Below are 13,672 nucleotides of genomic sequence, written 5' to 3' on the forward strand. Positions count from 1 at the left end.
TTCAGCGGAAAGAGGATGCGTAAGCATCCCCTGTAAGATAAAGCGAGTGGCTTTGATATGACAGAGTTAGCGCAGGTAGTCGCCTGCAGCTTCAGGCTGGTACTCAAGTGCAATGACTTCGAGATGAGTTGACATACCGCCTGGCAGTTCCCAGTGGATCGTGTCGCCAACGCGCAGGCCCAGCAGGGCTGCACCAACCGGGGCCATCACTGAAAGCTGAGTACTGCTGTCGGTCATATTTGCCGGATACACCAGGGTACGCACCCGGACTTCACCATCGCTCAGATTGCGGAATTTCACGCGGCTGTTCATGGTGACGACATCGTGCGGCATGGTTTCCGGAGAACACATTTGAGCGCGATCCAGTTCGGCGTTTAAGGCGTCAGCAATCGGTAAACCAGCAAACGCAGGTTGTTCCAGCAGGCGGTCAATGCGCTCAGCATCGAGGTCGTTAATGATGATAGTTGGTCTGGACATTTATTACTCCATGTCGTCGATACTGCGAGTGCGCAGGTAAATAATCCCAAAAGAAAACCCTCACCGTCAGGCGGCAAGGGTTTAGCTTTTATGATGATACTGAGACTTACCCCAGGTTTGAAGTGATTTAGTTCACATTCAGGCGATCAATAACCGACTTTATCGAGGATAAACTGCTTACCGCAGTTGCCGGGATGCGCCTGTGGCAGGAATGACGCAGCTGAAAGCGGGGAATTAATGGTGTCCGCTTTCAGGGTAAACTGGATTTCCGTCAGGTAAGCCGGGTTACCATGGCAGCTTAATTTCACCGCCTTCACGCTCTCTTTACCCCAGCTTTTCGCGACTGCGGCGTCAAATTCGTTGCGGCTGATGGCTTTTCCGTAATTGTCGGCAATAAATTTGCCTAATTCGGTATTTTTTATCTCGCTACTCATTCGCACCATGGTGCCAAAGTACGCGTCAGGGTCGAAACCAAAACAGGCCCCGTGTTTGGCATATTCGTAACGTTCGAGGCAGGATGTTCCGCCAGCACCGGGCATCACGGCGCTCAGTTTCGCCGCACTCTCCAGTGACAGCCCCGTTTCTGGTGCAGCGCATTTACGGCTGGCACGGGCTTCCGGCAGATTTGGGATTGGGCGCGTTGCGCAGCCAAAGCGCATCCACCGACGATTATCCACGCCGCGGGCGGCGATTGATTTTGGCAGGCCCGGCCACAGACCGTGGACGGTCAGGAAATCCGTTTTATTTGCAGCTTCTTTTTGCAGGCGACATTCGTCGGGTTCCTGGCGATTACGCTCGTGTTGGCTCTGACAAAAACCGGTTTGCCAGGAGAGCGCCAGCACATAGCGGTCAAAATCACCGTATTGTTTTGCCTGAAGTTGTTCGGCCTGGGCCGCAGAGACCGGCAGCAGAAGTGCCGCCAGCAAAGAGCAATAACGCCATGTTGATATCATGATGAATTCGAATACTTATATAATTTCTGAATGTCATCTATTAAATCATAAAAAATGCCAGTCAGGTTTAGCCGACTGGCATCATTTTCGTTACGCGTCAGGAGGAACGATTAGCTCCACATCGCCAGAATCGGCCAGCCGACCAGCAGAAGCATGGAGATGTAGATAACGCCGAAGATTGCACCCAGACGCCAGTAGTCTTTGGACTTCACATAACCACAGCCGTAGATGATAACGCCAGGACCGGTGGCATACGGAGTCAGACAGCCCATGATACCGATGGACAGTACCAGCAGAATACACAGATGCTCCATTGGTACGCCCGGGATCCCTTTACCAACGGCCAGAATCACCGGCAGCATGGTCGCGGTATGCGCAGAAAGGCTGGCAAACAGGTAGTGAGCAAAATAGAACACCAGTACCAGCACGATGACGGTCGCGTTAGGCGAGAAGCCTTCCAGATGCGAGCTCATGGCGTTGGCGAACCAGTCGATAAAACCTGAACGGGTTAAGCCGTTGGCCATCACCACCAGGGTAGCGAGGTTGACCAGCGTGTTCCATGCGCTGTTATAGCGGGTAATGTCTTTCCACGGTACCACGTGCAGCGCCAGCATCAGAGAAACCGCCAGCAGACCTACTGCGGTGGCATCAATCACCTTGCCACCGAATACCCACAGACCCAGGCTCAGCAGCACCAGACCGATCAGTGTCAGCTCTTTACGGGTCAGTTTACCCATGGTTTTCAGTTCGTCACCGGCCCATGCGGCAACTTCTGCACTGTGAGTGACTTCCGGTTTGTACAGAACGTAGGACAGCCACGGCGCAACGATCAGTAAAATAATACCGACCGGCAGGAAGCTGAGGAACCACTGCAGCCAGCTGATTTGGATGCCGGCAATTTTGTTGACGAATTCCAGACCCAGTACGTTTGGTGCCGCGCCAGTAACGAACATTGAGGAACTCAGGCTGGTACTGATCACCATCATCCACATCAGATAACCGCCGATACGGCGTGCTGAAGGATCGTTAGGGAATGATTTAAACAGCGGCGGCAGGTTTTTGATAACCGGGAAGACGGTACCACCGGTACGCGCGGTGTTAGATGGTGTAAACGGCGCCAGCAGGATGTCGATAATCACAATCGCATAGCCCAGCGTCAGGGTACGTTTCCCCATGAACTTCACCAGGAACAGTGCGATACGACGACCCAGACCGGTGACTTCATAACCCAGTGCGAAAATAAACGCACCGAACACCAACCACACGGTGGTGCTGGAGAAGCCCGCCAGACCCCATTTCAGCGCCTGTTTACCGGCGTGAAAGGTTGGATCAGCCAGTTCTTTGGCATCAAACAGCAGGTAGTTACTGCCGATAACGCAAATAGTCACGGCAATAAAGCTGATCGCTGTTGCCGGGATTGGCTCGAGGATCATACCGACGATCATAGCCACAAACACGGCAAAGTAGTGCCAGGCCTGCGGGGGCATTCCATCAGGGACGGGGATAAGAAACATGACGCCCATTACAACCAGCGGGGCCAGTAACTTCCATATACTATCTTTTGATAAAGACATGAATGATTCTCCGGAAAGGATCTTTAATTGTGATAATGATGAACTTGTGAAATCTGAGCTAAGAACCAGGTGACAATCAGCAGATCGGCGCAGCCTCCAGGACTGAGATTGCGTTCAATACACTGTTGGTCGAACTGGTGCAGGTAATCGAGATCGGCGGGGGTACGAATTCCCCCTTGCTGCAATAATGTGGCGGATTGCTGCTGTAACCAGCGCAAGCCCTCAGCGCCACCGCGGGAAGCCACGTTGGTATCGCCGTTGATTGCCATGAGCAGCAGTAAGGTGTCGAGCAACGCCAGTTCAGGATCGAGGCCCTGAGCCAGCAACGTGCGGTAGTGCGGTAAAGCGTGGTTGATCACTAATGGATAGCCCGCTTCTGCTTCACCGCGTGCGCCGGTTAACCCCAGTTGTTGATACAGACGCTGGCCAGCCGTGAGTTGTTGATTGTTCTGGCGCAGTTCGCGCTCGGTCAGGCCGCGGCAAAAGGTTGCCGCCGTAGAGCAAATGGTTTCAGGTGTAACGGTTTGGCGGAGCTGGTGCAGGCGGCCAATGGCGGCGCACAGCAATCCCAGCGAAAAGATACTGCCTTTATGGGTGTTCACCCCGGCGGTGGCGCGAAACATCTCGGCCTCGCAGGCCATACCCACTGGACGCAGTCCTTTCAGCACATCTTCAGGCGCGAGTTGCGAGCTGAATGCTCCGTATTCGACGAAACGTGGCAACCAGGCCTGGATGGCCTCTGCGCTGCGGTGAAAATCTTCCAGCGCCATGTCTTTGTGCGCGCCGTTATTAATGCGATCCACCAGACCGGGTTTGGGCGACAAGTTGACTTCCGTCATCATGGCGCGCCACGCGAGCGTCGCGTAGGCTTCAGGCAGATCCTGAGGAAGGACGGTGGAATCAGTCGATGTTGCGGGAATCGGCATCATGCAGCAGTTCCTCCATGCGAATAAGTAGGTCGGAAAGCGCGTGGGTTTTACCCCGCGCGCAGTCGGCAGCGCTTTGCTCGCACAGCAGGCAGCGGCGGGCAGGGAGCGCGAAATGACGGCGGGACAGGATCTCCCCTTCAGGGGTCAGGACATCGAGGTCCCATAACCGTCCCAACGGATGTGAATGCTCAAGCCCGATGGTGGCGAGTTTGAGGTCGTGTGCCGGGGCTTCAATAGACAACAGACCTTCCGGTCCGCTGGCAGAAACCCGCGCAGTTTGCTCCCTGACAATCCAGCCAGATTTTTCCGCCAGCGCGAGCAGGGCAGTCATGCCGTGATTAAAAATACGACGAGTGAGCTCGCTGTCTTTAATCGGGCCCGGCGCTACCACGGTAAAAGAGACCAGTGGTGCGTGGTGGCGCGTGAGCCAGGCATGCTGCCGCGCTTGTCTCTCATCCCGGCTGGCGAGCAGCTCGACAATAGAAACCGCGTGGCAGGTGGCATGTTCAGGGAGCAGGTGCATGGCTTATTCCTTCACCTGATGCACAACGTCAATCACTGAACCGTCGCGGTAACGCACAACGGCAATCACGCGATCGGTAAATTCGATAGCGCGTGGCTGACCGGTGAGCTGCTGTGCACGTTCGCGCAGCCATTCGATGGATACCACTTTCATGCCCGCTTCCTTCAGACGTTCAGCCAGTTCAGGGCGTGCAGGATTGACTGCGATACCGTGGTCAGTGACCAGGATATCAACGCTGGAGCCTGGGGTTACGCAGGTCAGCACGTTATCAACCAGAGTCGGGATGCGACCACGTACCAATGGCGCGACGATGATCGACAGCGCAGCGCCGACGGCGGTATCGCAGTGGCCACCGGATGCGCCACGCAGCACGCCGTCAGAGCCGGTCAGTACGTTGATGTTGAAGTTCGTATCCACTTCCAGCGCGCTCAGCACCACGACGTCCAGACGATCGACAGATGCGCCTTTCGAACCCCAGTTAGCGTACTGGTTAGCGCTGATCTCAATGTGGTTTGGGTTGCGGGCCAGGGACTCAGCGGCACAACGATCGAAGCTTTGTACGTCCAGCAGTTTGCGGATTAAACCTTTTTCATGCAGGTCAACGATGGTGGCAGTGATGCCGCCCAGTGCGAAGTCGGCGCGGATATCGCGGCTGCGCATTTTGTCTTCCAGGAAGCGGGTCACGGCCAGTGAAGCGCCGCCGGTTCCGGTCTGCAATGAGAAGCCTTCGTTGAAGTAGCCGGAGTTCGCGATCACCTCTGCAGCGCTGCGGGCGATCAGCAGTTCACGCGGGTTGGTAGTCATACGGGTCGCATCGGCGCCGATCTTGTCGGCATCGCCGACCTGCTCGATCTGCACGATCAGATCCACCTGATCCTGGGTGATGCTGGCTGGATTATGCGGATAGGTCAGCAGTTGTTCGGTGAGCAGGACGACCTGCTTCGCGTTTTCAGCATCGACACGGGCGTAACCCAGCGAACCGCAACAGGCTTTACCGGTGTAGCCGTTGGCGTTACCAAACTGATCGCAGGACGGCACGCCGAGGAATGCCACGTCAATATTTAACTCGCCGCTTTGTACCAGGTGTACGCGACCACCGTGAGAGTGGACCTGTACGGGTTCAGCCAGCAGACCACGAGAGATTTCTTCTGCCAGCGGGCCGCGTAGCCCGGAGGTATAAATACGGCTGACCACGCCCTGACGGATGTGCTCAACCAGCGGAGCATGGCAGTCGCTCAGGGAGCTGGAAGCCAGCGTCAGATTTTTGAAACCCATTTTGGCGATGGCATCCATCACCAGGTTAATGGTCAGATCGCCGCCGCGAAAAGCGTGGTGGAAAGAGATAGTCATCCCATCCTGTAGACCTGAACGGCGTATTGCGTCTTCCAGGTTAGCGCACAGCTTTTGGTCGCGTGGTTTTTGCGTCTGCAAATCCACTTTTGCGCTGCTGTGGAAAGCGGAAAGGTCGCTTTCTGCATGACGACTCCAGGTCGCCACGCGATCCTGGCGTTGAGACTGTTCGATTTTCTGCGTCATTTTTTTGCCTTATTCTTCGCGAATGCCGGAAAGTTCTGCACGGGAGATAACCAGAAGGGCGCGCTCGATAACCGGGCTGTCGACCATCTTACCGTTCAGGGAGACAACGCCACGGCCTTCGCGAGCGGCGGCTTCAGCGGCTTCTACAACCAGGCGGGCGTGCGCCAGCTCTTTGCGCGTTGGCGCGTACAGGTTGTGCAGGAGTTCTATCTGGCGCGGGTTGATGAGCGACTTACCGTCAAAACCCAATTGCTTGATGTGTGCGGCTTCGTGCAGGAAACCGGCTTCGTTGTTGGCGTCGGAATAGACGGTATCGAACGCCTGAATACCTGCGGAGCGTGCAGCCTGCAAAATAGAGCAGCGGGCGAACAGCAGTTCGGTGCCTTCCGGCGAACGTTCGGTGCGCAGGTTGCGCACGTAATCTTCTGCACCCAGCGCAATGCCGATCAGGCGCTCAGAAGCATGGGCGATTTCAACGGCGCGGGTGATACCCAGCGGCGATTCGATGGCGGCAAGCAGACCGGTGCTGCCGGGCTCGCGACCGCAGGCGTTTTCGATACGCAGGATTTCGCTTTCGATGTCGATGACATCCTGTGCGGTATCGGTTTTGGGTAATCGCACGATGTCAGCACCACCGCGAACGACCGCTTCGAGGTCGTTGATACCCCATTCTGAGTCGAGGGCGTTCACGCGGACAATAGTTTCAACATCGTGGTACAGCGGGTGCTGCAGCGCGTGGTAAACCAGACGACGCGCGGTATCTTTCTCGCGCAGTGCGACGGAGTCTTCCAGGTCGAACATCAGCGCATCTGCCGGGTAGATAAACGAGTTGCTGATCATTGCAGCATTGGCACCCGGCACGAACAGCATGCTGCGGCGGGTACGGGATTTACGTTGTTGCAAAGAGTCGGAAATCACTGGCAATCCTCCCATGGCAGTGCCGGAATGCCGCTGGCGCGGGCCAGTAATGCTTCCAGTCGCGCACGTAAAATGCAGTCCAGTGCGCCTTTATCATCAACATTTAATTGCACGCCGCGTACGTTGTAGCGGGACAGTACGTCCAGAATGGTGGTGCGAATGGCTTCACCAAACTGTTTTTCAACGCTACTGTTAACCTGCAGGTCGATATCCTGCGTATCGAGTGGGGCGATGCGAATCATCACATCACCGGACTCGAGAGTGCCTGCGACGGCTGCCTGCTTTATTTTCATTTTTCACCTGTTGCTAATGCGGGGGTATTTTGGCGGACTACCGCGCCCGGTGAGGTTCTCTCAAGCATGTTTTGCAGGTAGTGCAGCGTGGCTTCAGGAACCAGAGGGGCGATAGCCGTGAGATCTTTTTTAACCAGCAGCTTGCGTACCCAGGAGGCGGAAATCGGCATCTCCTGGAAGCACAGCCGCTCAATTTCCACCAGTTCAATCGGTGGGGCGGGGAGCATTGGGGTCTCCAGCCAGTAGCGCATGTCGTTGTTGTACTGGGAGGTGACGGTGCAATACGGTTCGGTACCGACGAAGCGGTGCGTGACGCCGAGTGCCGGGGCCAGATACTGACGGAAGATTTTCAGGTCAATTTCGGTGTAGCAGTGGTTAATGACGCTTTGCTCTTTAATGAAGTAGCACGGGAACGTGGCGCGAGAAATGATGTATTCCGATCCGCGATGCACGGTTAAATGCGGAATGTCTTTTGTTCCCTTAAGCACCAGATCCAGTCGGTCTTCATACGGGAAGCGTGAGGTATCTTCTTTCACCAGGAACAGATGCAGCCAGTCGCACTGGGCTGCCGCCTGTTGGATCAGAAAACGATGACCGTTAGTAAAAGGGTTGGCGTTCATGACGATACAACCAATTTTCTTCCCTTCGCGACGTTGTTTTGTCAGCGATTCGGCGTAACGTTTCAGACGCGTAGTGCTGTTTTCCATCAGCACCATAATGCCCGGTACGCTGGTCAGCGTAGAGAAACCACACTGCTTAAACAGCGTTTCGTATTCGGTTTTGGTATAAATGAAAAGATGTGTGCAGTGCCGCTCATAAGCGAGATTGATGAGCTCAGTGGCCAGCGTCAGCGCCAAACCTTCGCCGCGCACGGTTTCGCTGATTGCCACGCATTTAATGATATTTCCGGCAATGCCTCCGCAGGCAATCAGGCGGTCATCACGGGTGACGGTGATAAATACTTCAACGGTTGTATCAACGCTCAAATCATTCTCTTTCAGAAATTGAGCGATAGCCGCCATCTTTTTATTTTCTGAGCGTTTAACGTGCGAGAATATATTATTACCGAACATAGTAAAAAGTGTCCTGATGGTATATTTGTTACTTGTTTTTGGGTTTTGTTGCCAGGCTTAGCAACCTGATAACGTTTTGTTTGCAATTGAAGGGAAGGTTTTTTTATTACGGAGTATTTCTTTTTTTCCCTGTTGCATACATCGTAAGGGGTATTTTGGAGGTAAATTTTGATTTATTTCACAATAAGTTAGAAGGTTTTAATGTGTTTTATGGTTTTAAGTTTTTTAATTAATTTAACCCGGAAATAGCGCGTGGTTTTAATTTGTTTAATTGATTTAAAGTGGGGAATCTGCAACGATCCTATTTTATGCCGTGACTTGTAAATAAAACATTTTTATTACAAATACAAAGAAAAATAAGTTTCGGTTAACGTCGGTAAGGAAAAATTATGTCACAGCATAAAAATAAAACGCGGTTTTCATTTTTTCGGAAGCTGGCGTTCCCATTGCGTATTTTCCTGCTGATCCTGGTGGTTTCCGTTTTTATCATTGCCGCATTGGCGAAATATTTTACCGCCAGTTTTGAAGACTATCTGACAACGCATGTCCGTGATATGGCGATGAACCAGGCGAAAATCATTGCCTCCAACGACAGTATCATCACGGCGGTGAAACATCGCGATTACAAGCGCCTGGCGACCATAGCCGACAAGCTTCAGAGCGGGACTGATTTCGATTACGTGGTGATTGGCGACGAGAACTCTATTCGTCTCTACCATCCGAATCCGCAAAAAATTGGCTACCCAATGCAGTTTACCAAGCCCGGCGCGTTGGCAAACGGGGAAAGCTACTTTATCACCGGTACGGGGTCTATTGGGTCGGCGATGCGCGCTAAAACGCCCATTTTTGATGATGATGGCAAAATTATTGGCGTTGTCTCGATAGGCTACCTGATCAGTAAAATCGACAGCTGGCGATCGGATTTCTTATTGCCGATGGCTGGGGTGTTTCTTTTGCTGTTGTTGTTACTGATGTTGCTCTCCTGGTTTTTTGCCGCGCATATTCGCCGCCAGATGTTGGGGATGGAGCCGAAACAAATTGCTCGCGTCGTGCGCCAGCAGGACGCGCTGTTTAGCTCAGTATACGAAGGTTTGATTGCCGTGGACCTGGATGGATGCATTACGGCCATCAATCGGAGTGCGCGTAAAATGCTGGGGCTGCCATCGCCAGGGCGGCAGTGGCTGGGGAAACCGATTGATGAAGTCGTTAACCCGTCGGACTTTTTTACGCAGCAGATTGCGGAACAACGTCAGGATGCGATGGTGAATTTTAATGGGCTGAGCGTTATCGCCAATCGGGAGGCTATCCGTTCCGGCGAAGAATTACTGGGGGCGATTATCAGTTTTCGTAGCAAGGATGAGATAGCCACCCTCAATGCCCAGCTTACGCAAATCAAGCAATATGTTGAGAGTCTGCGAACGCTGCGTCACGAACATCTGAACTGGATGTCGACCATTAATGGCCTGCTGCAAATGAAAGAGTACGATCGAGTTCTCGAGATGGTCCAGGGCGAGTCCCAGGCTCAACAGCAGCTGATTGATGACCTGCGCGGCGCATTTGCCGATCGTCAGGTTGCCGGCTTGCTGTTTGGTAAAGTCCAGCGTGCGCGGGAACTGGGGCTCCAGATGATAATTGTCCCCGGTAGCCAGCTTCATCAACTTCCCGAAGGACTGGATAGCACAGAGTTTGCAGCAATTGTTGGCAATCTGCTTGATAATGCATTTGAGGCCAGCTTACGTACCCAGCAAGGAAATAAGGTCATTGAACTCTTTTTGAGCGATGAAGGGGACGAAGTGATCATTGAAGTCGCCGATCAAGGCTGCGGTGTGCCGGAAGCGTTGCGTGAAAAAATATTTGAACAGGGTGTGAGTACCCGTACCGATGAACCAGGCGAACATGGCATCGGTTTGTATCTGATTGCAAGTTATGTGAGGCGCTGTGATGGGGTTATTACGCTCGAAGATAACTCCCCTTGTGGCACTTTATTTTCTCTATTTCTTCCGAAAGTGAAAAAAAACGATGACGGAACCATTAACGCTATTGATCGTTGAGGATGAAACGCTGCTGGCGGAAATGCATGCTGAGTATATCCGCCATATACCCGGCTTCAGCCAGATATGGCTGGCGGGTAACCTTGAGCAGGCGCGGATGATGATTGCGCGTTTTAAGCCCGGACTGATTCTTCTGGATAACTATTTGCCGGACGGTAAGGGCATTACCCTGCTACATGAACTGACCCAGGCACGCTACCCTGGCGGCGTGGTGTTTACCACCGCAGCCAGTGATATGGACACGGTGTCTGAGGCCGTGCGTAGCGGGGCGTTTGACTACCTGGTCAAACCGATTGCCTACGAACGACTGGGGCAGACGTTGACGCGCTATCAGCAGCGCAGGCGCATGTTGGCGGGTAATGACAGCGCCAGTCAAAAGCAAATTGATGAAATGTTTAACGCTTATGCGCGCGGTGAGCCGAAAGGGGATTTGCCAACGGGGATTGATGCCTTAACGCTGAATGCGGTGCTGAAGTTATTTGCCGATCCGGCGGTGCATCATACTGCAGAAACCATCGCCCAGGCGCTGACCATCAGCCGAACAACCTCGAGGCGCTACCTGGAATACTGTGCCAGCCGCCATTTGATTATTGCGGAGATTATTCACGGGAAGGTTGGGCGGCCGCAGCGGATTTATCACGGCGGCTAATACACATCATCCTTTAAGCTGTCACTTTGTTGGCTACGTGAAGACATCCCCAGTCACATCGTTATCTACGCTTCTGGGGATTTCACCACTTGCCGCCTTGATGCAGCTTAAATGATTTTGTGTATCAAGGTCTTATAGACAGGTTTCAACCGCCAATCAGAGCGGACGTTGCCGGTACCATCACTTCCGTTGCGATAATCACAACCAGCAGTCCGACCATTACCGGTACAGAAGTACGTTTGACCACTTCAAACGGTGAAATCTTCGCCATACCCGCAACTGCCACTACCACGCCGGAAACCGGGGAAATTGTGCGCCCAAGGTTTGACGCCTGCAGCATCGGAATCGAGAGGTAAGCCGGGTTAATTCCGGAAGAGTGCGCCAGTTTTGGGATCATCTCAACGAAGGCATAGAACGGCGCATTACCAGAACCGGTGGTCATCGCTGCCAGCATAGTCAGGATAACCAGCACCAGCATCAGAATAATGCTCGCTGAGCCAAACGAGGTGGCGATCGAAATCAGGCTCTGAATAAAGCCGATCGTGCTCAGGCCCTGGGCGAACACCCCGGCGGCAACTAACAGCATAACCACGTTAGCAAAGGCATCTGCCATGCCGCGGTAGGCCACTTCCAGACCAGAGAAAACCTTCTGGGTATTGAATCCACGAACAAACTCCAGCACCGCTGCAATAAGCATGCACAGCACCAAAATGGTAATGATGTGCAGTTGCGGACCCCATTTACCATCAAAAATGAGAACACCCACAATCGGGGTAAACGGCAGGATGGCGTAAAACGACGGTGCGGTGGTAGTGATTTCGGCCACGTCTAACATTTCGTGAGAAACGTTCTCTTTTTTATCCAGATAGCGCTGCCAGAAAAAGTGGGCAATCGCCATGCCGATGATGGCGGCAATGGAAATCGGCAGCGTAGTTTTAAACGCGAAGTCGATCAGCGGCATTTCTGCGGCTTTTGCGGCAAGTACTACGTCACCAGAGGTGGGGGAAAGAATAATGGCGGCAGGGGAGGCGCAAATGGCCGCCGCAGCGCCACGGCTGATACCCACGTTAACCATGACCGGAAAGAGGGTTGCCATTAGCAGTACGCCAAGCCCCGTCGCCGAAGAAACAGCCAGTGACATCAGGCAGGCGACAAAGTAGGCGGCAATCATTAACACATAGGGTGAGTTGATATATTGCAAAGGCTTAGAGGCCAGCTTTACGACCATATCGTTCGCACCAATATGCGTCATGTAGGCGGCAAAACCACACAGCATCATGATCATCATGCCGAGATCGCCACCGCGGCTCATCAGCAAAATTTTAATGTATTCAACGATGTCTGTTGCCGTGTAGCCGGTACTTTCTGCACTGCCAGGCAGAACCTTATGTCCCATAAGGGCGCTGATAATCAGTAACACCAGGCCACCGACAAACAGTACACCGGTCGCGGAATAACCTTTAATGATGTAGCGCGCTACACCCACAATAATCATAACTCCGATAAGGAGTTCTATAAATGTCAACATTGTTTCCCCTGTCACATTGACGCCCAGAAAGTAAAAAAACTAAAAAAAGCATAAAACGGTGAGAGAATGTGCCTAATAAATGGATAACCCTTGCTGATTGAAATCAATAAAAATACGGATTAAACCAATGGCTGAGTCGTTTTCTCAACATAGAGGATGAACAGGGAATACTGAAATCAAAAAATGTGAAGCATTCTATGGTTGTATTCTGTTTGATATTACATTGATCTTTTATTGTTAATAAATTGTTTGTTTGTTTAACTTTTGCATACAAAAAGAGCAATTTATTGGCGCTAAGAAAAAAACGGCTATTTTTGATAATCCTCAGGAAATACAGGGGAATGATCTAAGAACTATATACAGGGAATATTCTGATTTTTTATAAGTGCTTTTTTGTTAAGCTATCATTAAGGTTGTGTTTGCTACAATTAATATTAAATCCCGGGATGGTAATTAAGTTGTGATTGTTGCTAAACGATATATTCTCATTTTTTCATTTCTTTTTATTCAGTTAGCCTTTATTCCTCAGAGCCTTGCGGAAGATAAAGGCTGGTTTGATACCTTTAAAGATAATGTCAGCGAAACCTGGCACCAGCCGGAACATTATGATCTGTATGTACCAGCCATTACCTGGCATGCGCGCTTTGCCTACGATAAAGATAAAACGGATCGCTACAACGAACGCCCGTGGGGAGCAGGATTTGGTCAGTCCCGTTGGGATGATAAAGGCAACTGGCATGGGCTTTATATTATGGCCTTTAAGGACTCCTACAATAAATGGGAGCCGATTGGTGGCTATGGCTGGGAAAAAACCTGGCGGCCGTTGGCCGATGAGAATTTCCATACCGGCCTGGGCTTTACCGCCGGTTTCACTGCGCGTGATAACTGGAACTACATTCCTGTTCCGGTGATACTGCCACTGGCATCAATAGGTTATGGTCCGGCAACGTTCCAGATGACCTACATACCCGGTACGTATAACAACGGAAATGTCTATTTTGCCTGGATGCGTTTCCAGTTTTGATGAACGGTGTGTATTGTTAAGTGGATAAATTAAAGCTAATAAAAAACAATGCGTTATGATGTTATCTGTAAAAATAACGCGACATTTATCACTTTTTGGCAAAGTTCGACTGGACAAAGTCCATCACAATTGTTGTACTGATAC

At 52.0% G+C, this 13,672-nt stretch carries 13 protein-coding genes; 3 read left to right on the top strand and 10 right to left on the bottom strand.

Features of this window, described 5'->3' with window-relative positions:
- Positions 1 to 66: 66 nt before the first annotated feature.
- The 9 genes from rnk to citC form a co-directional block, all read right to left on the bottom strand.
- Entirely contained in the window at positions 67 to 477 is a 411-nt protein-coding gene (gene rnk / locus JQ822_RS01455; RefSeq protein WP_135322712.1) for a nucleoside diphosphate kinase regulator, read from the bottom strand.
- Positions 478 to 623: 146 nt separating this feature from the next.
- Complete coding sequence (gene rna / locus JQ822_RS01460; RefSeq protein WP_213131987.1) at positions 624 to 1,430, bottom strand: ribonuclease I; 807 nt, start codon at positions 1,428 to 1,430, stop codon at positions 624 to 626.
- 110 nt (positions 1,431 to 1,540) lie between these two features.
- Complete coding sequence (citT, locus tag JQ822_RS01465) at positions 1,541 to 3,004, bottom strand: citrate/succinate antiporter CitT (RefSeq protein WP_135322710.1); 1,464 nt, start codon at positions 3,002 to 3,004, stop codon at positions 1,541 to 1,543.
- A 23-nt stretch (positions 3,005 to 3,027) separates the two neighbouring features.
- Positions 3,028 to 3,933, bottom strand: a complete 906-nt coding sequence (gene citG / locus JQ822_RS01470; RefSeq protein ID WP_213131988.1) for a triphosphoribosyl-dephospho-CoA synthase CitG — start codon at positions 3,931 to 3,933, stop codon at positions 3,028 to 3,030.
- Positions 3,905 to 4,456, bottom strand: a complete 552-nt coding sequence (citX, locus tag JQ822_RS01475) for a citrate lyase holo-[acyl-carrier protein] synthase (RefSeq protein ID WP_213131989.1) — start codon at positions 4,454 to 4,456, stop codon at positions 3,905 to 3,907. Before citX ends, citG begins: the two co-directional genes overlap by 29 nt.
- Positions 4,457 to 4,459: 3 nt before the next feature.
- Complete coding sequence (citF, locus tag JQ822_RS01480; RefSeq protein WP_213131990.1) at positions 4,460 to 5,992, bottom strand: citrate lyase subunit alpha; 1,533 nt, start codon at positions 5,990 to 5,992, stop codon at positions 4,460 to 4,462.
- A 9-nt stretch (positions 5,993 to 6,001) separates the two neighbouring features.
- Positions 6,002 to 6,910, bottom strand: a complete 909-nt coding sequence (locus JQ822_RS01485; protein ID WP_213131991.1) for an aldolase/citrate lyase family protein — start codon at positions 6,908 to 6,910, stop codon at positions 6,002 to 6,004.
- Positions 6,907 to 7,203, bottom strand: coding sequence for a citrate lyase acyl carrier protein (gene citD, locus JQ822_RS01490; RefSeq protein ID WP_213131992.1), 297 nt, complete (start codon positions 7,201 to 7,203; stop codon positions 6,907 to 6,909). The genes JQ822_RS01485 and citD overlap by 4 nt, the downstream gene beginning before the upstream one ends.
- A complete protein-coding gene (citC, locus tag JQ822_RS01495) occupies positions 7,200 to 8,276 on the bottom strand; it encodes a [citrate (pro-3S)-lyase] ligase (protein WP_135322706.1) in 1,077 nt (358 codons plus the stop codon). The genes citD and citC overlap by 4 nt, the downstream gene beginning before the upstream one ends.
- 389 nt (positions 8,277 to 8,665) lie before the next feature.
- Here citC and dpiB point away from each other — a divergent pair, with 389 nt between their 5' ends.
- On the top strand, positions 8,666 to 10,327 hold the full coding sequence (gene dpiB, locus JQ822_RS01500) for a sensor histidine kinase DpiB (protein ID WP_213131993.1): 1,662 nt from the start codon (positions 8,666 to 8,668) through the stop codon (positions 10,325 to 10,327).
- The gene (dpiA, locus tag JQ822_RS01505; protein WP_213131994.1) at positions 10,296 to 10,976 is read left to right on the top strand and encodes a two-component response regulator DpiA; all 681 of its coding nucleotides are present in this window, start codon (positions 10,296 to 10,298) and stop codon (positions 10,974 to 10,976) included. The genes dpiB and dpiA overlap by 32 nt, the downstream gene beginning before the upstream one ends.
- Positions 10,977 to 11,121: 145 nt before the next feature.
- Here the strand turns inward: dpiA and dcuC are convergent, their stop codons facing one another.
- On the bottom strand, positions 11,122 to 12,504 hold the full coding sequence (gene dcuC / locus JQ822_RS01510) for an anaerobic C4-dicarboxylate transporter DcuC (protein WP_213131995.1): 1,383 nt from the start codon (positions 12,502 to 12,504) through the stop codon (positions 11,122 to 11,124).
- Between the two features lie 460 nt (positions 12,505 to 12,964).
- On the opposite strand from dcuC, the gene pagP reads away from it, so the two are divergent.
- Complete coding sequence (pagP, locus tag JQ822_RS01515; RefSeq protein ID WP_342344222.1) at positions 12,965 to 13,528, top strand: lipid IV(A) palmitoyltransferase PagP; 564 nt, start codon at positions 12,965 to 12,967, stop codon at positions 13,526 to 13,528.
- The last annotated feature ends 144 nt before the right edge of the window (positions 13,529 to 13,672 follow it).

The organism is Citrobacter sp. FP75 (genome assembly GCF_018342065.1).
GTDB lineage: Bacteria > Pseudomonadota > Gammaproteobacteria > Enterobacterales > Enterobacteriaceae > Citrobacter.

Bases quoted from the DNA above. Each gene is read 5' to 3' on its own strand.
- rnk (WP_135322712.1), bottom strand. From the start codon at position 477: ATGTCCAGACCAACTATCATCATTAACGACCTCGATGCTGAGCGCATT.
- rna (WP_213131987.1), bottom strand. From the start codon at position 1,430: ATGATATCAACATGGCGTTATTGCTCTTTGCTGGCGGCACTTCTGCTG.
- citT (WP_135322710.1), bottom strand. From the start codon at position 3,004: ATGTCTTTATCAAAAGATAGTATATGGAAGTTACTGGCCCCGCTGGTT.
- citG (WP_213131988.1), bottom strand. From the start codon at position 3,933: ATGATGCCGATTCCCGCAACATCGACTGATTCCACCGTCCTTCCTCAG.
- citX (WP_213131989.1), bottom strand. From the start codon at position 4,456: ATGCACCTGCTCCCTGAACATGCCACCTGCCACGCGGTTTCTATTGTC.
- citF (WP_213131990.1), bottom strand. From the start codon at position 5,992: ATGACGCAGAAAATCGAACAGTCTCAACGCCAGGATCGCGTGGCGACC.
- citD (WP_213131992.1), bottom strand. From the start codon at position 7,203: ATGAAAATAAAGCAGGCAGCCGTCGCAGGCACTCTCGAGTCCGGTGAT.
- citC (WP_135322706.1), bottom strand. From the start codon at position 8,276: ATGTTCGGTAATAATATATTCTCGCACGTTAAACGCTCAGAAAATAAA.
- dpiB (WP_213131993.1), top strand. From the start codon at position 8,666: ATGTCACAGCATAAAAATAAAACGCGGTTTTCATTTTTTCGGAAGCTG.
- dpiA (WP_213131994.1), top strand. From the start codon at position 10,296: ATGACGGAACCATTAACGCTATTGATCGTTGAGGATGAAACGCTGCTG.
- dcuC (WP_213131995.1), bottom strand. From the start codon at position 12,504: ATGTTGACATTTATAGAACTCCTTATCGGAGTTATGATTATTGTGGGT.